17 protein-coding genes are annotated in these 25,571 nt (G+C 40.7%); 10 read left to right on the forward strand and 7 right to left on the reverse strand.

Annotated elements, in window-relative coordinates:
* The first annotated feature begins 3 nt into the window (after nucleotides 1–3).
* The 4 genes from AAEU30_RS02500 (at nucleotide 4) to AAEU30_RS02515 (ending at nucleotide 3,511) form a co-directional block, all read left to right on the forward strand.
* Complete coding sequence (locus tag AAEU30_RS02500) at nucleotides 4–1,320, forward strand: DASH family cryptochrome (protein WP_421959165.1); 1,317 nt, start codon at nucleotides 4–6, stop codon at nucleotides 1,318–1,320.
* Nucleotides 1,320–2,834 (forward strand): cryptochrome/deoxyribodipyrimidine photo-lyase family protein, encoded by a 1,515-nt coding sequence (locus AAEU30_RS02505; protein WP_421959166.1) that lies wholly within the window; start codon nucleotides 1,320–1,322, stop codon nucleotides 2,832–2,834. The genes AAEU30_RS02500 and AAEU30_RS02505 overlap by 1 nt, the downstream gene beginning before the upstream one ends.
* Nucleotides 2,824–2,961 carry a DUF2256 domain-containing protein gene (locus AAEU30_RS02510; protein ID WP_421959167.1) on the forward strand — a complete coding sequence of 46 codons (138 nt, stop codon included), beginning with the start codon at nucleotides 2,824–2,826 and terminating at the stop codon, nucleotides 2,959–2,961. Before AAEU30_RS02505 ends, AAEU30_RS02510 begins: the two co-directional genes overlap by 11 nt.
* A gap of 121 nt (nucleotides 2,962–3,082) precedes the next feature.
* Entirely contained in the window at nucleotides 3,083–3,511 is a 429-nt protein-coding gene (locus AAEU30_RS02515; RefSeq protein WP_421959168.1) for an OsmC family protein, read from the forward strand.
* A gap of 162 nt (nucleotides 3,512–3,673) precedes the next feature.
* Here AAEU30_RS02515 and AAEU30_RS02520 read toward each other — a convergent pair whose 3' ends face one another.
* From AAEU30_RS02520 to AAEU30_RS02535, 4 genes are all read right to left on the reverse strand, one after another.
* Nucleotides 3,674–4,027 carry a biotin/lipoyl-containing protein gene (locus AAEU30_RS02520; RefSeq protein ID WP_421959169.1) on the reverse strand — a complete coding sequence of 118 codons (354 nt, stop codon included), beginning with the start codon at nucleotides 4,025–4,027 and terminating at the stop codon, nucleotides 3,674–3,676.
* A gap of 39 nt (nucleotides 4,028–4,066) precedes the next feature.
* Nucleotides 4,067–10,009 carry a DNA repair ATPase gene (locus AAEU30_RS02525; RefSeq protein WP_421959171.1) on the reverse strand — a complete coding sequence of 1,981 codons (5,943 nt, stop codon included), beginning with the start codon at nucleotides 10,007–10,009 and terminating at the stop codon, nucleotides 4,067–4,069.
* Nucleotides 10,010–10,080: 71 nt separating this feature from the next.
* Nucleotides 10,081–12,183 carry a hypothetical protein gene (locus AAEU30_RS02530; RefSeq protein WP_421959172.1) on the reverse strand — a complete coding sequence of 701 codons (2,103 nt, stop codon included), beginning with the start codon at nucleotides 12,181–12,183 and terminating at the stop codon, nucleotides 10,081–10,083.
* A gap of 61 nt (nucleotides 12,184–12,244) precedes the next feature.
* Complete coding sequence (locus AAEU30_RS02535; protein ID WP_421959173.1) at nucleotides 12,245–12,865, reverse strand: DUF1449 domain-containing protein; 621 nt, start codon at nucleotides 12,863–12,865, stop codon at nucleotides 12,245–12,247.
* A gap of 339 nt (nucleotides 12,866–13,204) precedes the next feature.
* On the opposite strand from AAEU30_RS02535, the gene AAEU30_RS02540 reads away from it, so the two are divergent.
* Nucleotides 13,205–14,065, forward strand: coding sequence for a hypothetical protein (locus AAEU30_RS02540; protein WP_421959174.1), 861 nt, complete (start codon nucleotides 13,205–13,207; stop codon nucleotides 14,063–14,065).
* Nucleotides 14,066–14,159: 94 nt separating this feature from the next.
* Here the strand turns inward: AAEU30_RS02540 and AAEU30_RS02545 are convergent, their stop codons facing one another.
* A complete protein-coding gene (locus AAEU30_RS02545; RefSeq protein WP_421959175.1) occupies nucleotides 14,160–15,650 on the reverse strand; it encodes a dipeptidase in 1,491 nt (496 codons plus the stop codon).
* A 172-nt stretch (nucleotides 15,651–15,822) separates the two neighbouring features.
* Here AAEU30_RS02545 and AAEU30_RS02550 point away from each other — a divergent pair, with 172 nt between their 5' ends.
* Nucleotides 15,823–15,990 (forward strand): DUF2986 domain-containing protein, encoded by a 168-nt coding sequence (locus AAEU30_RS02550; protein WP_421959176.1) that lies wholly within the window; start codon nucleotides 15,823–15,825, stop codon nucleotides 15,988–15,990.
* A gap of 39 nt (nucleotides 15,991–16,029) precedes the next feature.
* On the opposite strand, the gene AAEU30_RS02555 is transcribed toward AAEU30_RS02550, so the two are convergent.
* On the reverse strand, nucleotides 16,030–18,213 hold the full coding sequence (locus AAEU30_RS02555; protein WP_421959177.1) for a TonB-dependent receptor: 2,184 nt from the start codon (nucleotides 18,211–18,213) through the stop codon (nucleotides 16,030–16,032).
* A gap of 150 nt (nucleotides 18,214–18,363) precedes the next feature.
* Nucleotides 18,364–19,080 (reverse strand): DUF1499 domain-containing protein, encoded by a 717-nt coding sequence (locus AAEU30_RS02560; RefSeq protein ID WP_421959178.1) that lies wholly within the window; start codon nucleotides 19,078–19,080, stop codon nucleotides 18,364–18,366.
* A 234-nt stretch (nucleotides 19,081–19,314) separates the two neighbouring features.
* On the opposite strand from AAEU30_RS02560, the gene AAEU30_RS02565 reads away from it, so the two are divergent.
* From AAEU30_RS02565 to AAEU30_RS02580, 4 genes are all read left to right on the forward strand, one after another.
* Nucleotides 19,315–20,517 carry an MFS transporter gene (locus AAEU30_RS02565; protein ID WP_421959179.1) on the forward strand — a complete coding sequence of 401 codons (1,203 nt, stop codon included), beginning with the start codon at nucleotides 19,315–19,317 and terminating at the stop codon, nucleotides 20,515–20,517.
* Between the two features lie 101 nt (nucleotides 20,518–20,618).
* On the forward strand, nucleotides 20,619–23,864 hold the full coding sequence (locus AAEU30_RS02570; RefSeq protein ID WP_421959180.1) for an nSTAND1 domain-containing NTPase: 3,246 nt from the start codon (nucleotides 20,619–20,621) through the stop codon (nucleotides 23,862–23,864).
* 19 nt (nucleotides 23,865–23,883) lie between these two features.
* The gene (locus AAEU30_RS02575; RefSeq protein ID WP_421959181.1) at nucleotides 23,884–24,279 is read left to right on the forward strand and encodes a DP-EP family protein; all 396 of its coding nucleotides are present in this window, start codon (nucleotides 23,884–23,886) and stop codon (nucleotides 24,277–24,279) included.
* A gap of 176 nt (nucleotides 24,280–24,455) precedes the next feature.
* The gene (locus AAEU30_RS02580) at nucleotides 24,456–25,451 is read left to right on the forward strand and encodes a sensor domain-containing diguanylate cyclase (protein WP_421959182.1); all 996 of its coding nucleotides are present in this window, start codon (nucleotides 24,456–24,458) and stop codon (nucleotides 25,449–25,451) included.
* The last annotated feature ends 120 nt before the right edge of the window (nucleotides 25,452–25,571 follow it).

Here is a 25,571-nt window from a genome sequence, read left to right on the forward strand (position 1 = left end):
TATATGACACAATCTGTATATTGGTTCACCAAAGACTTACGGTTATCAGACAACACGCTTTTAAGGCGTGCATGCGAACAAAGCTCATCAATCAGCTTTATTTATTGTATTGACCCTGAGTGGTTTAAAAGCAACCGTTTTAACTGTCAAACATTAGGCGCACAACGATGGGCGTTTTTGGTTAAATCGCTGCACGAATTGAACAACCAGCTAAATGCACGCGGCCAGCACTTAGTTGTTTATTTTAAAGCGCCGCTGGAAGTGATTGATCATTATTACTCTCATCACAATACCCGTGTGATTTACTGCAGTGACCAAATTGGCTTATACGAACGGCAATCTCTCACTGCTATCACCAATAAATACAGCGAGATTACACTTAAACAAAGTAATACATTTACCTTGTATGACATGCATCAACTGCCCTTTGAGCTAAGTGAACTGCCGTCAACATTCAGTAAATTTCGTAAAAAGGTAGAATCATCAAACCTCTCTATAAAATCGCCGGTACAGAGACCAAGCCATTTCCCTGCGCCGTTAATTGCCCCTGTACCTTGGCCTAAATCTTTACCTAAGGTTGAACAGGTAAACTGTGATTTTGATGCTGGCGAAGTGGCCGCTAAAAACCACGTTGAACAGTACTTTTCAAGTTCAGCCCCGAGCGAATATAAACTGACTCGCAATGCCCTTGATGGCATGGCAAATTCAACAAAATTCTCGCCTTGGCTTGCCAACGGCAATGTGTCGGTGCGACAGATAATGCACGCACTGCAAAAGTATGAACAACAACACGGCGCGAATGATTCAACTTACTGGATTTACTTTGAGCTACTTTGGCGTGAATATTTTCAGCTTTATAGTTTGCGCTATGGTCATCAAATATTCGCATTTAGCGGCATAAGCTCAAACAAACCACTCACCAGTTTTTATTCAGGGCGCTTTAAACAATGGTGCATGGGCACAACTCCCTACCCCATTGTTAATGCGTGTATGAAACAACTTAATCAAACGGGTTATGTGTCTAATCGTGGCCGTCAACTTGTTGCCAGCTGTTTAGTCAACGAGCTCAAATTAGATTGGCGTTTTGGTGCGGCTTATTTTGAGCAACAACTCATTGATTACGACGTAGCCGCAAATTGGGGCAACTGGCAATACCTTGCTGGGGTTGGTGCGGACCCTCGTTCTGGTAGGCATTTTAATTTAGTTAAACAAACTCACACTTATGACCCTGAAAATACCTTTATTAAGCGCTGGCGAGGTGATGATGTTTATAGCATAGACTCAGCCGATGCTGCAGATTGGCCAATAAGCAGTTACTAATGCGCGAAAAAGTTAATATAGTCTGGTTTAAACGAGATTTACGTTTATCTGATCATCAGCCACTTAAGTACGCGTTTGACAGCGCACTGCCGACCCTGCTTATTTATAATTTTGAACCACTACTACTCAATGATGCTCACTATAGTGAACGTCATTGGCGCTTTGTATATCAATCGTTAGTTGAAATGAATAGACAGCTCGCGCGCTTTAATGCCCGCGTTTATCTGTTCAGCAGCCCTATGGATGAGCTACTCAATTCATTAAATAACCAGTTTGAAATTGCCAGCTTATTGAGCCACCAAGAAATTGGCTTAAATAATACGTTTGAGCGCGACAAAGCAGTAAAAAAATGGTGTAAACACCATGCAATAAACTGGCTTGAGTTTCCTACCGGTGGGGTTATACGCGGGGCTAAAAATCGTAAAGGCTGGAACGAACATTGGCATCAATACATGAATAGCCCTATTGCTATTCCAAACTGGAAAAACGTCAGTACGGTAACATTAAACGATTACCAAGCCCCTACATTACCTAATGCCTACACAGAGCAAAACCCACACTTTCAAATTGGCGGTGCGTTGAAAGCCCAGCAAGTCATGCAAAGCTTTTTTGAGGTTAGAGGCAAAGGCTATCAAAAAGGCATTTCAAGCCCCAGTTTAAGCCAAATCCATTGCTCTAGGCTCTCGCCTTACTTAGCGTGGGGCAACATTAGCCTTAGGCAAGTGTACCAAAAAGCAATGGCAGCATACGACTCAAAACACCCTGACAAAAGAGGCTGGAAGCGCCCGCTTGCGGCGTTTGTCTCACGCTTGCATTGGCATTGCCATTTTATGCAAAAATTTGAAAGCGAATGTTCAATGGAGTTTAAAGCGCTTAACGCAGGGTATCATCAGTTTCCCTACCGCGATGATGATAAGGTCGCAGGCGATATAAAGCGTTGGTCTGAGGGGCAAACAGGTGTGCCGATTATTGACGCCTGCATGCGCTGCTTAAAACACACCGGCTACATTAATTTTAGAATGCGCGCCATGTTGGTCAGCTTTGTGACCCACCACTTAAACATTAGCTGGCAGCAAGCGAGCCTCCCCTTAGCTAACTACTTTTTAGACTTTGAACCGGGCATTCATTATCCGCAAATTCAAATGCAAGCCTCGGTAACTGGCATTAATACTATTCGCCATTACAACCCGATTAAGCAATCTGAGGATCAAGATCCAAACGGAGAGTTTATTAAAAAGTGGTGCCCAGAACTTGAAAAACTGCCAATTGAATACTTACACGAACCATGGCAGCAAACCCCGATGGAAGCGTTATTTAACGACTTTAAAATAGGCGAAGACTACCCAGAATCCATGGTGGATTTAACAAAAGCCTCAAAAGAAGCGCGCGATAGGCTGTGGCAATACCGTGAACGGGTTGATGTACAGCGAGCCATACCTGCAATACTCAAAGCTCATGTAAGCATTACACCGCGACCAAAAAACATTAAAAAGAAGCGTAAACATGGCGCATAAGAAATTACATTTACCGAAAAAGACCTGTCCCGTTTGCAACCGTGATTTTACCTGGCGCAAAAAATGGCAACGAGACTGGGACAACGTTGTTTACTGCTCGAAGCGGTGCCGGCGAAACGCAAAATAAACCTTGGTGTCAATATTGCAAAACCCTAGTCGATTAACGTGTAAATACCGATTAGCCGGTAAAAGCATGAAGAGCTTGCAATGTTATTGCAAACTTTACACAACAAACCCAAGGAGACATTATGACGATTAAAAAATCAGCATCAGCCAATTGGTCAGGGGATATTAAATCAGGTAAGGGATCAATAAGTAGCGAAAGTGGCGCCCTTGAGAGTCAGCCATATGGGTTCAATACTCGCTTTGAAGACAAAGCAGGCACTAACCCTGAGGAGCTGGTTGCAGCAGCCCACAGTGCTTGTTACAGCATGGCGTTATCACTAGCACTTACTGAAGCGGATTATGTAGCCGATGATATCAAAACCACTGCAACCGTTAGCCTAGACGAGGTAGATGATGGCTTTGAAGTGAGCCACATTGCGCTCAATGTAGAGGCTAATATTGAGGGTATTTCACAATTGAAATTCGATGAACTATGCGTACAAACTAAAGACGGTTGCCCTATCTCAAAACTGATGAATACTGAGATATCACTGTCGACGCAGTTAAATTAATACGCAAGTTAGCTAATGTATTAATTTAAGCCAAGCTACTTTGCTTGGCTTTTTAATGTCTATGGCAAATACGCTACTTAGTAGCTTACTCCACTCTCCACGTATTACAAAATGGCAAGTGATGGTTATACGTTATGAGCGCTGATGCTTGCCCAATGAAAATTAACCAGCTGATGTTAATTGCTGCTCTGCTAGCAGTTTTTTGAGTCGCTCGTTTTCTCCTCTTAATAACGCGAGCTCTTCTTCCATCGGTAATTTTTTATCTGCGGTGTGCTCGCCGTTGCGCTTTTCGCGTAGGTACATAATCACTTGTTCTGAGCTTACAATGTCACCTACTTTTGCCTTAAAGTTATGAATAACGCCTGCTTGTGGTGTCACAACCTCTAACACGGCTTTTTCAAGTTCTACATCAAACAGTGCTTGATTAGCAATGACTTCTTGACCGTCATTCACATAAATAGCGGCTATCTTTGCCTCACCCATTGAGTCGTACAATTCTGGTGCGTTGATTTCCATCTCTTTTTCTCCTTTAAATTCACAAACAACTGATGTTTTTTATAACAGTGTTGGCATAGAACCATCTTGCTGAACTTTTTCGCTTACCTGCGTAACCACTTGTCTTGGCTGATTTTTTATCGCACTTATTAGTGTCTCTAAGGCCTGTTTTTGTTCGCTGTGTTGCAAAGCGTTTTGTTGCGTATTATCTACGCCTTGCTGTGCAATAAGCTCAAGCACATCACGATTATTCGCAGCCTTTAGTTCACTCAGTAGCTGACTAATTAAGTGTTGAGTTTGCTCGTTGCTATTAGTACTTTTTAGCGCAGTTAATATCTGGGCTAATTTTTCACTGTGATCTAGTGTAGTCAATGCGCTTAGCAATTGCTCACTCAAGGCGTTTATTTGTACCTCATTACCAGCAAACAATGCCTGCTGTAATGCTAAGATGGCACTGTTAGGGTTAGCGTTGGTTATCGCTTGGGTAAGCTCTGCGAGCTCAGCTTTTGTATTTAGTTGCTCAGTTTGGCTATTTAACGCAGCAATAAGCTGTTGCACACCGTGTTGCATATTATTATTTTTAATGGAATTTTGGAGCTGCTCACTTAATGCATCAATATGCGAAGATGTATTATTACTTGCTATGGTCTCTATCAAGGTTTGAAGCTGCTCTTTATTATCTAAAGGGGCTAAATACTCTACTAACTGTTGCCCCAGCATAGCTAGTGTTTGGTTCGTGTTATTTGCAGCAATGCCTTTCGTTAACTCGGTAATTTCACTCTTATTGTTAATTGAACCAATACTTTCACCTAGCTGTGCAGCTAAAGTATTTAACGTGTGATTAGTATTATTTTCAGTTGTTGCTTTAACTAACGCGTTTAGTTGTGCTTGAGTGTTATTTTCAGCCGTGTTGTCTGCTAGCTGTTTAAGCACGTCTTTGTAAGGCGTTTGCCCTAGGCCACTTTCAACAGCTTGCGCAAGCGCTTGTATTGCATGGTTGTTGTCTGTCCCTTGCACATTGAGCCCCAGCGTTTGTAATAATTCGCTGTAATCGTGACTGAGGTTAGTTTTGCTCAATTTGCTGGCAATACTTTGCAGTGATTCATGCAAGTAACTCATTTGCTCAACTGCCATCATTACCGGGCTGCCCGCGCCATCGAGCTTATTGAGTCTTACAAAATCATCTTTAATTTGTGCAAAACGCTGGTTTTCTTCATCACTGAGAGTACCGCGCAACTCACCTAATTTTAGTAAGTTTTCTTCTGAGCCTTTACTCAAAGTTTGCGCTTCGCCGCGGTAGTGATCGCGTATTAAGTTTTCAAGCTCTTCATAGTTCATGGCAGCGACGACCTTCTCTGCCATTTTGTTCATATTACGGTAGCTACCTTGCAGTTTAAAAGGCGGCTCGGTACGGTAATTATTATCTTGCGCGGCTGAAGCGATGTACTGAGCATTTACTTTTAACACTGTGTTACGAATGGTCATCAAGCGGGTTAACACCGCTTTAATTTCATTTGCCTCTGCTTGTGAGTAGCCATGTTCAAGCTCATTTAATGAAATATCTTCTCCCTCGCAAATACGCACAAGTTTGTATAAATCTTCCATATTGCGGTTAGCAAGTGGCGCAAGTACTGAGTTTGAGGTCAGCGCATTTTCAATAAAGCTCATTGCAAACTCTTGTTCGCACCCTGCTAAGGTATCACCTAAGTTATATATGTCGGCTCGGTTAGCTAGCATGTCAGGGATTTTAAAGCTCTCGCCCGACTCAGTGTACGGGTTACCTGCCATAACCACGGCAAACTTTTTACCGCGTAAATCGTAGGTTTTACTTTTGCCATTCCACACCCCATCAATTCGGCGTGAGCCATCACACAATGAAATAAACTTTTGTAAAAACTCAGGGTTGGTGTGCTGTATATCATCCAAATAGAGCATTACATTATTGCCCATTTCAAAGCTTTGGTTGATTTTAGCAATCTCTTTTTCAGCGGTTGCATTAATTGCTTGCGCTGGGTCAAGTGAGACTTGAGCGTGGCCTATTGATGGGCAGTTTACTTTTACAAAGGTCAGCCCCAGTCGGTTTGCTACATACTCAACAAGCGTTGTTTTACCGTAACCCGGTGGTGATATTAGCAATAACATACCCATTAAATCACTGCGTTTATTTTTACCCGCAGAGCCAATTTGTTTAGCTAAGTTATCGCCAATAATTGGGAAGTAAACTTTATTAATAAGCTGATTACGCACAAATGAACTTAAAGGCCGGGCTTTAAATTCATCGAGTTGTAGGCGCTCTTTTTGCTCTGTAAGTATGTCAGTACGCAGACGATGATATCGCTCAAATGCAGGCACTTGCTCAGTGATGTAGTCGCGTGTACGGGCATAAAATTCAGCGTAATCAAGATTAAGAACCTGCTCTTTTACCCGCTTATGTTGCCCCATTAGATTTTCAACTTGCGTTGCAGGGGTTACATCTAGCACTTGGTAAGTTAACCCTGTACTGGCACTTAAATGTAAATAATTAGCGGCCTCTGCCTGCACAACAGGGCTTACCTCTGGATAATGTAAGCAATACGCGTTTAGCCAGCTTAAATACAACAAAGCACGCTCATCGGTGCTGTTTACATTTTTACGCGCGCTTTCTAATTCACTACTAAAGCCTTTTACCTTTGCCTCATTTGTGAATTGTTTTGCAAGCTTTTTAGCCTGTTGCGACACTACAAAGCAAAGCTTATCAGGTGCTTTTTGTTGTGCTAGTTGTTGTATCAAATATCCGGCGGTTAAATCGCATGAAAAATCAGTGAAGCGTTGGCACAATAACGCAACTTGCGGTAAGAAATGACTGACTTGCTTACTTATTTGATCAGTTAAATTAGTGATAAATTGTGTTGCTGCAAAGTGTTTATCCATCAATATGGCATTACTTGCCTGATGATAAAAATTGCTTAACTGCTCTGTACTTAATTGCGCACAAAACAACTGCGCAATAATACGGCAACTGGCAGGGTAAATAAGTAAGTCTAGGGTACTTTTTTGCGTTAGTAAGGTGCTTAAAATAGCGCATGCATCGTGATCATGTATGCCTTTTTCATAGCCTTCTTGATAACGTGGCTCAGCAAATTTTTGTACTAACGTTAATAGGCTGCCATCCGCTTGCGCATCGTGCAACTGGCTAAAAGTAAGCGAGTACTCGCTATTCTCACACGCCAATAATAGCTGAGCCGCAAGGTACTCACCGCGATAAACTGCGTCATTTTCAGATACCAAGGCTTGTTGCCATAAATGCTTACTTTGCTCAAGTGTGGCAAGGCTTTGCTCATCTTCAATAGCTTCAAAATAATCAGTGCCTGTTAGGTGCAACAGTAATTGTTCATCGCGCGGCAACAGCGTTAAATCAAGCAGTTGCTTGTTTACACTAAATGCATGCTTGCCAATGCTGACCGTATTACCGCCATCGGTGTAAATATCTTGCTTGTCACGCAGTGAACGAATGCCCTGATCTTTACTGGCTTTGAGTTTAGATTGAATATCATCAGCGCGTATTTCATCGCCTAGCTCTTTAAGCTCGTCAGTTAATGCGCGCAATTTGCTGATCATCGGATCGGCGGCAAAGTAGGTATTGAGTTTATCAAGCTCACTAAAGCTTTGGGCGCGACGATTTACACCTTGTAAAATACGCTCAGCGGCATTAGCTAAATTAAGAGCGCGACGCTGGCGAGCATCAATCAGGCTTTGTTTGTGCGCTTCAAAGCTTTCGTAAACGTCATCACGCTTGGCAATAATTTCGCTTAGGTATTCATCAAACTCACTAAATTGAGACTCAAGCTCTTCAAGCTGTATCAGCAGCCTTGATAATTGGTCGTCACAGGCCTCTGGGGTTTTTGCGTTATTTAGCGCATTGGTAATACTTTGCGAAAATAGCTTAAAACGCGCTGCAAACTCCGCTTTCGCTTCAACGCTGCCTAAGCTTTTTTGACGTATTTCAATACTGGCTTTTGCACGATTAACTAGTGCATACACCGCGCTGATATCTTCTAATATTTGCGTGCGCACACGGCTATCATCAATATCTAAATCAAGCATGGTGTGGTTAAGCAAATCAAGCTCTACACTTTGCTCATCTAATGCCGCTATGTAGGTTTTTAGCTCGCTGACACTTTCGCTTTTTGTGCTAAGCGCTTCAAGTTCGCCTAACTTATCATGGTAAGGTTGCAAGGCACTGTCTTGCTGTAAAAATGCCGCTGTAACTTGGCTTACTTCGCTGAGCTTTTCATCAACGTGTTGTTGAAGCTCGTTAAGGGCATCGAGATCAATGTACTTAATATCTTCAAGGCTGATTATTTGCCCTTTTAATATTTTGAGTGCATCAATGGCTTGCACAAACTCAGGGGCGGTTTTAAAGCTATCAGGGCGCACTTCACGGGTGACCTCCGTGTACTGCTTATTAATATCAACCAGTGATTGTTTAGCTTTGTTTTGAATTTCAGTGACTTTTTCAAACTCGTCAAGCACTTGTTCGGCGGTTTCAAATATACTGTGCAGGCTTGTTGCAATCTCTGCAAATTCGCTCTCGTTAAGCCAATGGTAGCGGTCAAAAATGTTACGGCTTAACGCTATCATATCTTCATAGTGATTAAGGCTTGGGCTTTGCTCGCTAATGGCTTTGCACACACTGTATAAATCAGAGATACCGCGCACTAAATCAGGGTTGCCTATTTTGCCAAAAAAGCTGGTAAGTACTGGAGCATTGGCAGCAAATTCACTGGAGACAAACGGGCTTTGCCAAATTTGTATTGGGTGTACTCGTTCAGCTTCGTCTTTGTCTGCTTTGAAGGTCAGTGTTAAACCATCGTTGTAAATAGCGTAGCCGTGGCAGTAGATTGGGTTTTGCAGGTTTTTATCAATAATGTTGTAGGCAAACAGCGCATAGCGCCCTTCACTTGGCTCGTAAAACACATACAAAACGTCTTCACCGTTCGGTGATTTAACATGACGGTGAAACTCTAAATCATCTATTTGCTCTTCAAATGAACGGGCTTGGCCTGATTGTAAATAATAACCGCCAGGAAAAATAATCCCGTGATCTTCAGGCAAGGTAACACATGCACTGCCAATGGCGTCTTGGCGCATAACCTGTTGCGTGCGGGTGTTATAAATAAAATAACGCCATGTTTTTTCGCGGTATGGCAGTATTTTAAGGAGTATCAAATCACCCACCAGCGCATAATCAACATCACTGTCAGCAAGGGATTGATTTTTATCATCCACCGCTTCTTGGTAAATACCTTCGCCTGTGTCTGTGCTGTTTTCGATTTTAATGGTCAGTGTGCCACCGGTGGTTTCAACAAACAATTGGTCGGCAATGTTTATGTGGGCAAAACGCCCTTCAATGTGATCGTTGCGATCGGTATTGAGCCATTCAAAATCGTAGTCATGAGCGTGTTGAATATCTCGCTCACCGCGGTTATCAATGTAATTAATGGTGTTATCTGGGTGAATTTCCCAGCGAAACACGCGTACATCCGTTAACTTGTCACCAATTTGGAATAACGCAAACAGCTTGCCATTTTGCTGGTATAAGTGCTGTAGACTGGTTTGTTTGTAATAGGTATATAGTTCTTCAAAATCACGTATAAAACGGCTGTCGGTTAAAAATCGTGTGGTATCAGGATAAGCTTCTATTTCGTAGTGGTCGTCTTGGTCAACCAGCTTTTGTACACTAAACACATCACTAATAGCAGTTTCTTTTTTTAAGCCTAACTGTACGTTATAAGCAAAAATAACTTTATCACCCACAATAACAATATCGCGGGGGGTGCAGTTTTGTTCAGTACGAACGCGTACGCGCCCTTTGACTTGTAACTCTGTGCTGCCAAACTCTTCAATACGTTGCTTATTTACTGTGTCTGTTTGGGTTTTTAAATCAGTGCCAAAATTAGATAAGCGGCGCTTAATTAAATCGTAAGAGCCTTGCTCTAGCGCTTGTTGAGTTACGTCCGTCATGAAAAACTTTCCTGATATTTAATAAAAGCAAGCCGCAACATTTGCTGTTGCGGCTCTTAGCATTGGCAAAACTAGTCTTTGGGATCTAGTTTAATTTTATCATCTAAGCCGCTACCTAAATTGCCGCCTAACATGCTCAGTAATTGGCTTTTTTCAGCTGCCGTTGTATTACTTAGCTGCTTAAGTAATTTACTCATATTAAAGTTCTTTAGTGTTTCAGCTGAGCCATTTGCCCCTGCTAATACGCCTTTTAGGTCTTCTATTAAATTACGGTCGCCGTTTAAGTGGTCTTTAAACACCGTTTGTACTGTTTGGCTTTCATCAACTAAACCATCAATTGATTTACCTAAACTGATTGCACTCATAAACTGGTTAAAGAACTGGCCGTCTCCGCCCATAATATTAATATCAGCGTCACCCAGTGCTTTTGCCATAATATGAGACTGATGCTCTGCAATGTCTTTACTTGCCGAAATCTTAGCAAGCACTAACTCTTTTTGTTGGTTTAGTTGCAGCGTAAAGCTTTCGTAATCACGGGCATCTTGATCCATTGCGTTAAGCGCTTGTAGCTTCTCTTCAAGGCCTTTTGCTTCTGCGAGCATCTTACGCTCAAGGTTAATTGCTTCTACTTCACCTTGTTTCTCGTTTGCATCAGCCATCGCGGTTTGTACTTGGGCTTGTGTTAAGCCAATCTCGCGGTCACCTTGTGCTTGCGCTTCAAGTTTTTGTTGCAGTACGCGAGCGTCTGTTTCGCCTTGTATTGCATTTGCCTCCGCCTTCGCTTTAATTACATCAGCCTCAGCAAGGCCCTTAGCGGCTGTTTCAACTTGCTGCGCTTGCGCTAAAATCTTCTTAGACTCTGCTTGTTGATTCGCTATTCTAAGTTCTGCATTAGCCATTGTTTCAAGCTCACGCGCCTTGTATTCCGCCGCTTGCTCTTGTGCTTTTGCCGCTTCAATGTCTTTCACCAGCGCTTCTTCGGCTTCTGCCTTGGCACGAATAATTACCGCTTCTTTTTCACGCTCTGCGCCAGCCAATACTTTTACGTCTTTAATGCGTTCTTCTTCTTCGGCCACTGATTTTTCAACAATCACGCGGTCGCGCACTACATCAGCAATTTCTTTACGCTCAACCTCTAGGGCCTTTTCTTTATTGATGCGTAAAATTTCGGTTTCTCTTTCACGCTCGATCACTTCAATTTCACGCGAGCGTGATACCTTCTCTTCTTCAATACCGAGCACACGCAAACGGTTTTGCTCTGCTATATCAAGCTCACGTTGTTTGTTTTGTTCGGCGATTCCAATTGCTTCATCGGCTTGTAAGCGTGCTTGCTCTGATTTAAGGCGCTCTTCTTGGCGCACTTTTTCAGCTTCTGCAAATTCACGGGCTTTTACAGTCTCAATTTCCCGCACTTGACGTGACATGGCGTCTTGCTTTTGACGCTCAATTTCGAGTGTTTTCTCGGTGGCCTCTTGATTTTGAATCTCAATTTTAGCGCGCTCATCACACTTTAATTGGTTGGTCGATACATTTTGTAAGGCCGTCATTTCGGTGATGCGACGAATACCTTCAGCATCTAAAATATTTTGTGAATCTAATTTATCAATTGAGGTTTGTTCAAGGTAATCAATCGCGACATCTTCAAGGGTATAACCTGATAAATCTTGGCCTATCACTTCTTTAATATTGTCACGAAATTCATTTCGATGCGTAAATAGCTCAACAAAGTCCATGCGTTTACCAACGGTTTTAAGCGCTTCTGAGAACTTCGCCTCAAATAGCTCTTGCAGCGTGTCATGTTCTGAGGCACGAGCACACCCTACATGTTTAGCTACACGCAAAATATCTTCTTTGTTTTCATTAACACGTATATAAAAAGTAATGGCTATATCGGCACGGATATTGTCTTTACAAATTAAGCCGCCTTTGTCTTTTCGCTCAAGAACCATGCGCTTAGTCGAAATATCCATTACTTCCATTTTATGGATCACTGGATAAACGATACCGCCCGTTGTGGTGACATCAGGCTCGTTTTTCATTTTATTGATAATTAAAGCTTGGCCTTGCTCAACCTTGCGGTAAAACTTGCCAACGATAAGCAAGATAGCAAAAATAATCGCTATTGCTATACCTACAAATGTAAGTATAGGGATGAGGTTGTCTAAAAATTCCATGTTATGTCCTAACGTAATTATCGGTTTTTATATGCTACGCATACCATTTCAAGCAATACACTTACCACGGTTTGCGAGCTATGGTGTAGCAATGTTGGTCTTTGAGGTGTTCAAGTAACACGGCTGTGTCACCTGAGGAAAACGGTTCATTATCGTTACTTCGCACTTGAATAAGTTGCTCAGTACCTTGAATCTGCACGCGCGCTTGACCAAATGTACTTGTTACTTTGCCCGTGACAACTGTGCACTCTAAGCCTAATAAGTCAGAGCTTTTTGAAGTTTCGGCGCTGGTAAAAAAGCGCTGTAGAGGTTTTGAAATAATCGCGGCGATAGGCATAGCAACTAACACACTGGCAACCACCATTAATATTCCAAAAATGTAAAATAATATGCCGTCACCTAGCAATAATGAAAAAAACTTATGAGCGTATATGGAGATAAGCCAACTTGTCATCACAATGAGGCTCAATGAAACCGTAATTGGCACCCCCCCAAACCCCATGTTAAACCATGAAGATATACTTGAGCTTTGCGCTGCATCGGCATCAATATCGAGATCTGATTCGAACATATCTATATCGGCAAAACCAACAAGGGTTATCAGCCAAAAAAGTATCACAACCAAAAGAAGCGCCGTAAAAATGGCTGTAGGGAAAGTAAATGCTAAATTAAAAAAATCCATTGTAACTGCTACTCAGCTTTTATATTTATTATCCTTATGGAAACTTTTTACCATTTTAAGGCACAATTGTTAAGTACTTTATAAAAGATAGATCTAGTTATGTGCACAATTACAACTAAACAATCTTCAAACAAATTGCATTCGCTTACTTGCTTTTAACCCGTGTACCTATGTTATGCTTAAAATTAAATTACAAAAAATTAACCTTTCATTGACACAAAGAGGTGTTTTTGTACTTAATAGCGCACCAAGTTTAATTTGTACTCATAACATAATGGGTTATTTTTACCCTAGCATAAGACTCTATATTTTTTACACAAAATAAAATATAGGTACGCAATGTTCACTATAACTGGGTTGCATTCTGCGCTTGAAACTAATAAATACGAGGGAATGATGAAAAAACTTTTTATTATCTATACTGTAATACTTATGCTAAGTGCATGTGGCGGAGGCTCTACAAACACTTCAGAGGATGAAGTTCCGGTTGCAGATGCTCCATTTCAACCTATCGAATCGACGGATAATTTATCTATCCCCAACAATAGGGAGTTTGATACGTATAATGTTTTAATATTGGGTAACAGCCATGTTGCAGGCCTTGATTCTTTATTAACAGAAATATTCGCTCATGCAGAAGTCAATAAAACGGTAAATTTTAAAACCCTTGGAGGTTTGTTTCTCGATACAATTGTTAACAACGAAAACATTATCAAAGCATTACAAAACTCACAATGGACCCATGTTATTTTACAAGGTCAAAAATACTCGCAAAGCCATACCATATCCTATCCAACTAATGCCACAATAACATGGATACAACGGGCAAAAGCAATAGGCGCCACACCTATACTCTTTCCTGAACACCCACTCGCTAATAGACCAACAGATGCCGCTTACGTGCATGGAATACATGAAGGAATTGCTGAGAAACAATCTAGTTGTGTTGCGCCGGTTGGATTAACATGGAATAAAGCGTTAGAGCTATCACCTAGATTAGACGTTCATCACTCTGATGGAAATCATGCAACAGACTTAGGTAAGTTACTATCTGCTTTCGTATTTTATGAGACCATAACCGGTGAATCTGCAGACTTATTAACATTTAGTGATACGTTCCCAGGTGATGCTGCTACTCAAGCATTATTCGGCCAAGTAACATCACAAGCAATTATTGAGAATCCACCTTGCGATTTTTAAATCAAAATAGTATCCATGCCTTTTTCAGCATGGATACTACTAGTCATAGAGTGGTTAACCTTTAAGTACCTTTGTTTAGACTAAATTAAAGTCATCACATATTACCCAGTTTTATCATCATTGCGGTGTACATTTTAAGGTTCAACTTTAACTGCTCAATGGTTATAAACTCATGCTCTGAGTGACCTGTGTATTTTTTACCAGGCATTGAGGGACCAAACGACACTGCATTATCAAATAATTTTGCGTTGGTGCCCCCTCCTATCGATACAAAGCCAGCGTCTTCATCACCCGTAAAGTGTTTAAATATATCAAGTAGTGCTTGGGCATGGGGTGCGCTATCAAGCAGCATGGGGGTGCCAATAACCACTTTAGCCTCTTTGAGCTGCACTTTATTAGACGCCTGCCAATTTGTCAGTGCTGTGTCTATTTGTTGTTTAAGTTGCGCTTCGGTTTTTCCTACTGGACGGCGCATATTAACGGATAAAGTAATATCGCTGCCATTTCGTTTTAATAACGTAGGCGAAACTGTCATCGGCCCCATAAAATCATGCTTATAAGCAATTTTACCAAAGTTATTACCATATAAATCAAGGCCAATTAACTGGTTTATAAACTCAATTGCTTGGCCGTCGCTATTATTTTCAAGCTCAATACCTTTAAAGACTTCTGCTAGGTGGGCAATAGCGTTAAAGCCAGCTTCTGGCTCTGATGAATGCGCTGACGTGCCTTTTACTGATACCTTAATACCTTGATTAACTTCAGTAACAGCAACTTTGACATCCTTGAGTGCGGCAATATTGGTATTAAGCGTTTCAATATCTGCCTCTGTCGCATTATGTAAGATAGCGCTGGCGTCCTCTGGGATTTGGCTTACAAATGCTCCGCCTTCTAAATTACTCACATATACACTTGTTTGGTTTGAGTTGCCTGAAAACGTAGGTGCAATTAAGCTCCAACCCTTTTCTGCTACGACAACTGGGTACGATGCATCAATCGTTACCGCATATTTAGGCTGTTGATAGGTTTTCATAAACTCTTCAAGCGGGTCCCAATCTGACTCTTCAGCTAAATAAATCATCAGTTCTATGCGGTTTTCAAGCTTTATGCCTTGATCTTTAATGGCTTTCATTGCATAAAGTGCTGTAGCGATTGCACCTTTATCATCTTCAGTACCGCGCGCAATGAGTTTACCGGGCTCTGACGTGCTATCTACTTTAAATGGGCTTTGCTGCCACTTACTCGCATCAGCCGGTTGTACGTCGCCATGGGTCACAATCGTGACTTTTTCAGCCTGCTGCCCCATGCCAATCAACACGGTGTAGCCTAAATCTTGATAGTCAAAGCCAAGCTCTGCCGCTTTCATTTTTAACAACGCTTTAAAGCCAATAAATTCTGGGTTAGTAGGCGTAGCTACCCCCTCTTGATTGACTGTTGGGTATGATACTAAATTGGTCAGAGTATGAATTTGTGCATTTTGGTATGTATCTACTGCATATGCAGCCGCATCATCACTGATTTGGTGTAAATTGGCATGGGCGCTGACGGTGAGTAATGCGAGGCTAGCTATAACAAACTTTTTCAAGGCAAATTCCTATAAATGAAAGGTCGGCAAGAAGTTATAATTGTAACGCTGTTAACTCCCTCTTAGCCAGCTTTGTACCAGTTATTAAAGATTGAATATTTAAATAGCTAAACATGGCTTATACGCTGTATACTACGCCACCAATTTTAAGTAGCTGTTAGCGTAATCAAACATGAACCGTAGAAAGAAGATCGTCACTAAATTCCAGAAAAAAGATAAACGCGCTAACGCAAAATTACATAAAAGTAATAAGCCTGCTTATGTTTCAAAGGCTGAGCGTGAAAAGTTAGCGTTAGAGCAAAGCCAACTTAATCATGTAGATGAAACTGAAGAAGAATAAAGCTATTTATAGTCATAGCTTTATTCTTAATTAATAATTCTAAAAACTATAACTTATACCCAAATTAATTGAACGACCTTGCCCTGCAAGTTGCGTAAAGCCTTGGCTTTGATCCACATTAAACTGCGCGATACTCACCCCACCTAGTGGCTGTTGGTAGTATTCATCAAGTAAGTTTGTTACAGCTAGTTTAACCGTTAGCTTATCCCACGTACCTTTCGTCTGTAAATTTAATAAGCTATAGCTATCTGTTTGATTTTCAAGACGACGAGGATCAATACGTGTTTTACTATCAACCCACTCCCAACTGAGTGAACTCTGCCAATTACCCATTTGCTGAGCTAATGCTATTTTACTGTGTAATGGCATAATTTGATAAAGTGGTTCATTACTGTCATCACGTTCACCATGAGTACTGGTAATAGCCGCTGTTAAGTCCCATGTACCTGCGCTTTTGCTATCGCTGATTCGTACAGCGGCTTCAATTTTTCCACCGTATAAAGTAGCGTCTAAATTAGTAAACTGGAGCGTATTTCGCTGCGTAATGGCCATTTCAGTTCGGTTAGTGTTCCCCACAACCGTGCCATCAATATAATCATTAACTTGGGTATACCAAACATTGGCGCTTATCTGCCAAGTATCATCTTTCGCTGATTTAGTATAACTACTGCTGAGTGTATGCGCGGTTTCTGCTTCTAAATCAGGGTTACCAATATAACCGTTACCATCACCAAACCAACCAATCATGCTGGTTGACATGGTACTCACTCCCCAGCTGTAGCGTTCATATAAATTAGGGGCTCGATTTTTACGTGCTAAGCCAAATTCTAGCTCATCTTCATTTGTTATTTGATAGCGCACGAGTAAGCTTGCATCAACTAATGTATCGCTGCGTTCTCTGTCCATAGCATTAAATGCCATTGCTGCATCTTGATTTGGATCATCCATCATCATCGATGACATGTCGCCCATACCCGACATATCACCCATTGAATCCATACCCGACATATCGTCCATGCCGCCATCCATGGTCATATCGCTATAAGGTTGTACTTCGCCAGCATCCGTGTGCACATATTCTATTCGTGCGCCCGCTGATACCCACCACTTTTTATCTAGCTGCTTTTGTAACTCTGCAAAAGCAGTGTAGCGATCGCGTTCACCATCATTTATATTTACGTAATCATTCGGTCCCATCATCATTGAACCTTCAATCGCAGGCCACCAATCATCAATGCGATAACCAAAGTATTCTTGTCCTAATAATAATGTGGTGTCTTTGTCGAGCTCTAAACGCCAGTTAAGTTGATAACTCATATCTTGCGCATCGGTATTCATCGGCATCATGCCGGTTTTTTCAGCTGTGAAAAAACCCATTTCGTGCTTTACATCGTTATAGTTAATCTGAGCTTGAAACTCACCGCTTTCGATTGTGCGTTTATATTGGCTGATCAAACCGTAACTGGTGTTATCAGTCATATCCATATATTGGTTTGGGAACCCTTGAAACGGTATTTTTTGATGTGTTAATTTAACAACGAGTTGTTGCTTTTCATCTCTTAATGCAGCTGTTAGTGCATGGTTTTGGGCGCGATACAAAGTATCTAATACAAGATCCCCGTTACCATCTTCGTAACTATCGGCGTCTTCATATGCGCCTTGATAACTTAAACTGAATGTGTCGCTGGCAATACGAGCACCAACGCCCACAGCTTGCGCGTTATTAATACTGCGGTATTGTGCAGAAACATAACCCGAATGCCAGCTTAATGAATCACTATCATTGTACTGAGGAGCTATAGAATTAACACTGATCACCCCTGCAATATTATCGCCACCAGCACTCACAGGTGAAACACCTGCCACCACTTGATATGAGGTAATTTGGTTTGCTGATATATAAGACAAAGGTGGGTTCATTTGGTTACCGCATGCCGCTGTAATGTCTGCGCCATCGACTAAAACCTTTACTCTATCGCCCATCATACCATTTAAAATAGGCAGGCTAGACACACCACCCGCAGCAGAAAAATCAACGCCTAATTCACTTAGTAGCTGATCTGCATTACCTAAATTTGCATGAGAATTAATATGTTGACCTTGAACTTCAATGTGTTCAATTGAATTATCAGCAAGTGCATAGGGAGAAAGTAAACATGCAATACTAAGCGTTAAAGGAGAAAGTACATACTGTGTTTTTGAAGATGATAATTTGCTGCTCATTTTATTCTTTATTTATAACGAGTTTTAGATGAGCAAAGTATATAACTTGGTGGCAAGGCTGAACACGCGACAAATTGTCGCACCTTTTAAGTGGCAACGAGCATGCTACCTAGCAGCATGCCCTACCAAAGCCTGATTAACCTGAGGTAATTATAGCTGAGTAAGTTCTGTGTTTAATTGGGTAATAAATTGATTTATACGCTCTGCGTTTTTACCTAAATCACTTTTGCCTACTCGTGACTTACTACGAATATCTAGCTCACTGCCATCACCTTTAGCAATCACTCGGATAACAACGTCATCCTTAAAGCCAAACCACATGGTTGTATCTGTGGCTTCAATTATTCCGTTTTCAACATCAGCACTCACCAGTTCCCAACCTAAGCTTTTTACCGAGTCAATCGACACGCGGATAACATGTTTTGTATTCTCTTTAAATTTTAGTGTGGTTAGATCTGGGTAAGCTTTAAGCTGCTGCGCTGCGGTTTCTGGTCCTGCGTACTCAACTGGATTAGGGGCATCAGCTCGTAGCTCTGCTATAGCAACAAATTCAGGCGGAGTAACTACATCAGTCGAAATATCATGAATAGGCGGTACACTTTTAGCTTTACTCATAATATTAAGAGGCATAGCCACTGCAACAATGGCAAATACTGCACTTGTTGCAAATAAAGGCCAGTGTGTGCTTTTACGAAAAAAACCAGCTTGAATAACAAGTAGAATAAGCCCTGCAATTGCAGCAAATACACCATAGCGAATGCCGGTAAAAGCGGTACTAAGCTCAATTAATTGCCATTTATACAAAGGCCCAGGAAGTACCACAAGCAAAATAGCCAATAGGCATACTATACTACTTAATTTTTTCATCTTACTGCTCCGCAATATTTATTTAAACTCGACCCACACAATACCTTATTTACTTGCTAATAGATCAAATTAATCATTGATTATTAAATATCGAGCTGTAAAATCACAACCATTGGAACGTTCCTAATAAAATTAAAGCATACCACTATTACGTATTCTGCATTACTGATTCAGGGCTTTAACGTAGTTTGTTTTACTCTCATATTCTTATGTTTCTATCTACAAGGGTTAATTATGTCTTTGCAACCTAGAGCTGTTAACAATGCGCTAAGTACTTCTGCTATTTTATTGGTGCTGGCACTTGGCACATTTATTTTAGGCCTTTCTGAGTTTTCGATGATGCCAATGCTCCCGTTAATCAGCGAAACATTTTCATCAACACCTACACAATCCGGCTTTGCTATAAGCGCCTATGCATTAGGGGTAGTAGTTGGTGCACCAATATTAATGCTCAGTACGGCTAATATGCGTAAGCGTAAAGCTTTGTTAATTTTTTTAGCTATGATGTGTGTAGCTAATGGTCTAAGTGCTATTGCAACATCATTGCAGCAATTAGTACTGTTTCGTTTTTTAAGTGGGCTACCCCACGGCGCTTATTTTGGCGCTGCTATATTGCTGGCAGCAGACATTGCCCCATCAGGTAAACGAGCAAGCTTCATGTCTAAAGTATTTATGGGCCTGACCGTCGCAACCATTGTAGGTGTACCCGTAGTTACCTTAATCGGACAAAATTTTAGCTGGCGTTATTGCCTTGCTGGTGCAGCAATACTGGCTTTTATCGCATTCTTTTTGGTTTATAAAGTAGTGCCAAATAAAGACAATCAACAAGCATCAAATATAAAAGGTGAAGTAAGCGTACTTAAAAATAAATTAGTCTGGTCTATTTTAGGCATCATAATTATTGGCTTTGGTGGTGTATTTTGCATATACACATATATAGCCGATACAATTTTACAAGTTACACACACCCCAGCTTATACTATTTCTATTGCTATGATTATGTTTGGTATTGGCTGCACATTGGGTAACTACATACTCGGTAAAGCGGCAGATCACTCACCGTTATATACAACAGGCATAGCACTATTAAGCGCTATTGCCTTTGCAGCTATGTACGTCAGTGCAAGTGAGCATATTTGGCTCATGTATGTAGTTATCTTCTTTATTGGCTGTAGCGTAGGTCTAGGTACCGTTATTCAAACTATGCTAATGGATGTGTCACCAAACGGCCATGCCATGATAGGAGCATTAGTACAATGCGCATTTAATGTTGCAAATGCGATTGGCCCTTGGGTTGGTGGGTTAGTTATAGCAAATGGTGCTCTACCCAATCAAACCGGCTACGTTGCAGCTGCATTATTTGCTGGTGGTTTAATAATGTGGCTTATAAGTGCCATGCAGATGGGCAAAAATAAAGCTTTAACGGCTACTGTTTAATCTTGTCAGCCTCATTAACCTCATAATATTGTATTAAAATTACTCTTGCAGTAGGATGCTAATAGAGTAAATACTGCTTAAATAACAATAATGAGCAAAGCATGAGCACACCTATCTTTTTTGTTGGTGATTGGCAAGTAACGCCAGCAACAAATACCCTTCGCTTGGCCGATAACGTCAAGCAACTAGAACCCAAAGCAATGGATGTGCTGTTATTACTTTGTGAAAAGCAAGGTGAACTACTCTCCAGTGACGAAATAATAAATCATTGTTGGCAAAATATTGCTGTAGGTGACAACCCGTTACACAAAGTTATCACTCAATTACGTAAAGCCTTTAATGATAAAGCGAGCGACCCTAAGTACATTGAAACCATTCGTAAACGTGGTTATCGTGTTATTGCTCCTATTAGGTTCCCCCTTGATGACGAGCAAAAAGCAAATAATACAACCTGGCAAGGTGACTCGCCCTTTGTTGGCCTAAGCGCTTTTTCACCCGAGCAAGCCAATGTTTTTTTTGGTCGTTCCAAACAAATTTCCACCTTGCTACAACGTGTTTCAACACAAATTAGTTATGGCCGCGCGTTTTGTTTATTACTTGGCTCAAGTGGCTCTGGTAAATCATCATTAGTCAACGCTGGTGTTTTACCAGCATTAATGAGTGGCGCTGGCTACGATGGTTTTCGGGTTGAATCATACTGTCAGCTCGATTTTGCCGATATAAACAAAGAGCGATTGTTTCTTGATTTAGCCTCGACCTTACTTGATTTAGAAATTAACCATACCCCTGTTTTCAACGTTATTAGTGCAGATGCGCTATGCGAGTTGCTATTAACATCGCCAGAGCAAGTAATTGATCTATGTAAAAAAGCACTAAAGCAGCAAGTAAACCAAGTAAAACCCTATTTATTTTTGTTTATTGACCGCCTTGAAGTCTTACTCTCATCAGCGTTATTTAGCGAGCAAGAGCGCAGTCAATTTCTCGCCTTAATTGAGTTATTTTCTAGCAGCGATTGCATGATAATTTTTAGTGCTTGCCGTAATGACTTCTATCCCCATATTGTCAACGAGCCAAGCTTAATGGCAGGCAAAGCCAATGGTGCTCATTTTGATTTACTTGCGCCAACGCGCGCTGAACTCAAACAGATGATACGCCTTCCAGCTTTAGCTGCCGGCCTTAAATGGCAGCTTGATCCTGAACACCAAACACCACTGGATGAAATACTCTGTAACGACACAATAAATAACCCAGACGCCCTACCCATGTTGCAATACACCTTGCAACAATTGTATTTACAGCGCAGTGAAAATGATGAGTTATTGGTTTCACACTACAAAGCATTAGGCGGTATTGAAGGCGCAATAGGCCAAAAAGCCGAACAGGTATTTACGCAATTACCCAAACCACAACAAGTTGAACTGGGTTTAATACTGTCTAGATTAATTACCTTAAACGCCGATGGTGAAACCCTGACCAGCCGCGCAGCACGTTGGGATGAGCTAAGCAATCCAGCGCAAAACCAGCTAGTACAAGCGATGGTCGACAGCCGCTTATTTGTGTCACACCTTAAAAATGAGCAAGCCTGTTTTAGCTTAGCCCACGAAGCATTACTGCGTCATTGGCAACGTGCTATTAGTTGGATAAGCGAGCACCAAGAAAGCCTTGCCATAAAAAGCCGATTGCAACACGCTGCTGAGCGCTGGCTAAACGAGCAAAAGCACCCTGACTTTTTATTAGCCCAAGGTAAACCACTGCAAGAAGCGCAAAGTATTGCTAATAGCCCACTGTTTAAAATATCAAACTCTGAAGCTGCTCTGCTTCAAGCCTCAAACAAAAAAGCTAAACGTAATAAACGCCTACTACAATTAACCACTGCGGTGTTTTTTGTTATCAGTGTCATTGCCATTACAATGAGTGTGCGCAGCTACCACGCTGAGCAAGTAGCCCAACAAAAACGCCTAGAAGCAGAAAGTTTACTCGGTTTTATGGTGGGTGAATTTGCTGACAAACTACGTAGCGTAAAACGCATGGACTTACTTGATGGCATAAGTAATAAAGCGCTGGAATATTTTACCAATCAAGCAGAAGAGCGCAGTTCTCTCTTTAGTTTTACCGACCAAAAAACAGAATTTAACAACCGCTTTCAATATGCACAAACCCTTGAGGCCATGGGAGAAGTAGCTTATTCCCGCGGTAAAACAGACGAAGCCTTTACTGCCTTTGAAAACGCCCGCACTCGCCTTGAGGAATTATTAAAAACCCAACCACACAACCTAGAGCTACTCACGCTTGCAGGCGCTAATGCCTTTTGGCTGGGTCAACTTAATTATGATAACAGTGATTACGCCGCCACTGAGCCATTATTTAAAAAATACCACGCTTATAGTGAAACCATGTATTCGTTAGCACCCAATAATTTTAACTCCATTATGGAGCTATCGTACTCACATAATTCACTGGGGTCATTGTATCTAAACCAATTTAACTACACTGCTGCAAAACAAAATTTTACTAAGTCGCTAACCCTGAAAAACAAAGCTCTTGAACTTAAACCCAATAACAAAAATTTGCTACGCGATAGGGCTGATACTCTTAGTTGGCTTGCCAGTACAGAGGAAAAGTTAGGAAACTTTAATGATACGCTTACTATGTTTAATAGTGCAGCGAACGAACTAAGTACCATGTTGAGTAAGTACCCTAATGACGCTAGTTTATATAAGGGGCTTGCGTCAAATTACATACAACAAAGTTATTTGTTAAGTTACCTTACTGACAAAAGCGCAGCTTATAAAAAAGCCGAGCAAGCAACAAATACGATTAATCTTGCTCGTTTACAAGACCCTGATAACAATCAAATTCAGCGTTCTTATTATCGTTTTTTAGCTTTGCAATTAATGTTATCTGATAACAAAAAAATCAATAGTAAAGCTGAAGAAATACTCAGCTTTATTGCGCTAGAGGATTTTAAGAGTACAGTAATAATTAATACACAACTAAGTTTAATTGAATATTTTTTACAACGAGGTTTTGAGACAAAAGCAAAAAAACTTTTAAAAAAGCTTGAAAGCAATACTTATTATAAAGAACAACTAAATCTATTTGACGAAAGTAGCTTCACCTCTATTTTAGTAAAATTACATTTAATTAACGCAAAAATCACTCCAAACAAAGAAGAAAGAAAAAAATATTGCCAAAATATACTTTCCATTTTAGAGAGTAAAAAAAGCAAAAGTATATATTATACCTACCCACTCATTAAAGCGTATACTTGCTTAAATAGAGAAGCCGAGATTATAGGCTTAAAAAACAGTCTAATTAATTTGGGTATCAGTAACTTTGAACTATAACAATCGAAAAGGAAAAAACATGCTTCCAACCTTAACACCATTTATATTTAACGTAGACATTGCTATAAACGAAAACGACGAAGCGATCATAACTTACTATGAAAACGGCAAAGTAGTTAACGGCGGTGGCAGCGTTGTAGATGCAAACTCAATTGGCCTTTATATCATTAAAGACCACCCTAGCAACGAGGGTATCACATTCGTTGACGTTGAGTTCTCAGAAGTTGAAGGTGCTGAAGAGCGCTGTGCTAAAGAAGATTTTGCCGGTGCGCTAATAAAAGGTGGTAAAGCGATTTGTATATTTGATTCAAACCTAAATACAGGTCTTACTTGTATGCGTTTTGTAGTTGAGCGTGGTGGTAAAACTTACAAAAGCCCCGATCCACAAGTTGAAAACGATAGAGAACCTAACTAAAACAGGCTAATAACAACTTAACACTTTGCACAAGTTAGTTAAAAACCTGTGTAAAGTAAAAATAAACCAAAATAATCAATAACTTAAAACCAGAAGGTTAGCAGAAGGTATATTTGCTGTTTTTTTCATAAATTAGTAGACACCAAAAACGTATAGCAAAGCGTAAAGGAATTAACGTGTCTAACCAAACTAATAATAACAGCCAACTGTTGGCTACACATGTACAAACAGAGCAAGTTGGAAGTAGCCTGTCTACCTCTTTGTCTCATCTGCAATTTGGTTCTTTAATTGAATTGTTTAACGGCACAGCTGAGGGCATGTTTGTAATCGACCAACATGGTAATTTTGAATTTGTAAACCCTGTAGCCGCTCAATTATTGGGGGATTCACAACAAGCGTTAATTGGTAAAAGTATATTAGATTTTTTATATAATACTGATCGCGACAAATACATGTATACATTATTAAACTGGTTAGAAATAAAAGACACCCACCTTAACTTTGGCCCCAACGAAGTTAAAATAACTAAATCTGATGACAGTATTATTGAAGCCGACTTATCAATATCAAGCATGCCAAATAGCATAGCGAGCGCACAAAAACTTTATTTATGTATTTTGCATGATATTAGCTCACATAAAGCAATGTATAATAAATTAAAAATACAGGCATCGACCGATCACTTAACTGGTTTAGCAAATAGGTTAACGCTCGATGAGTCATTAGAAAAATACTGGGCTGATAGCATTCAAAGTAAACAAGCACTAAGCTGTATACTGATTGATGTGGATCACTTTAAAAAATTCAATGATACCTATGGCCATATTAAAGGTGATAAATGCCTGCAAAAAATAGCCAAGGTGATATTAGATTGTATCCCTTCAAGAGATTGTTTAGCTGCGCGATACGGCGGTGAAGAGTTTGCAGTGATATTACCGCGTTGTAACCGTGAAAGCGCAAACGTAGTGGCAAAACATATCCAACAACAAATAAACGCCATGACCTTTACCGATATTGGTCTACCGCCAGGCGTTAAAATTAGCGTTAGCCAAGGTATTGCCTGCGAAAACAATAACCAATACCGCACCTATGAAGCTTTAATTTGCGCAGCCGACACCGCTTTATATAGAGCTAAGAGTGACGGTAGAAATAAAATAATTGTTCGTGCGTAAACACGTAATTAACAATATAAAAACCCGATTAACAAGTCTCGCTTGTTATACATATACTATATTTTATTGTTATTTGTTTGTTCCTAACTGGCTATATAGACTGCGCTAAAACACGATAGT

Origin of the sequence: Pseudoalteromonas mucoides (assembly GCF_049257175.1) — a bacterium.
Taxonomy (GTDB): Bacteria; Pseudomonadota; Gammaproteobacteria; order Enterobacterales; family Alteromonadaceae; genus Pseudoalteromonas.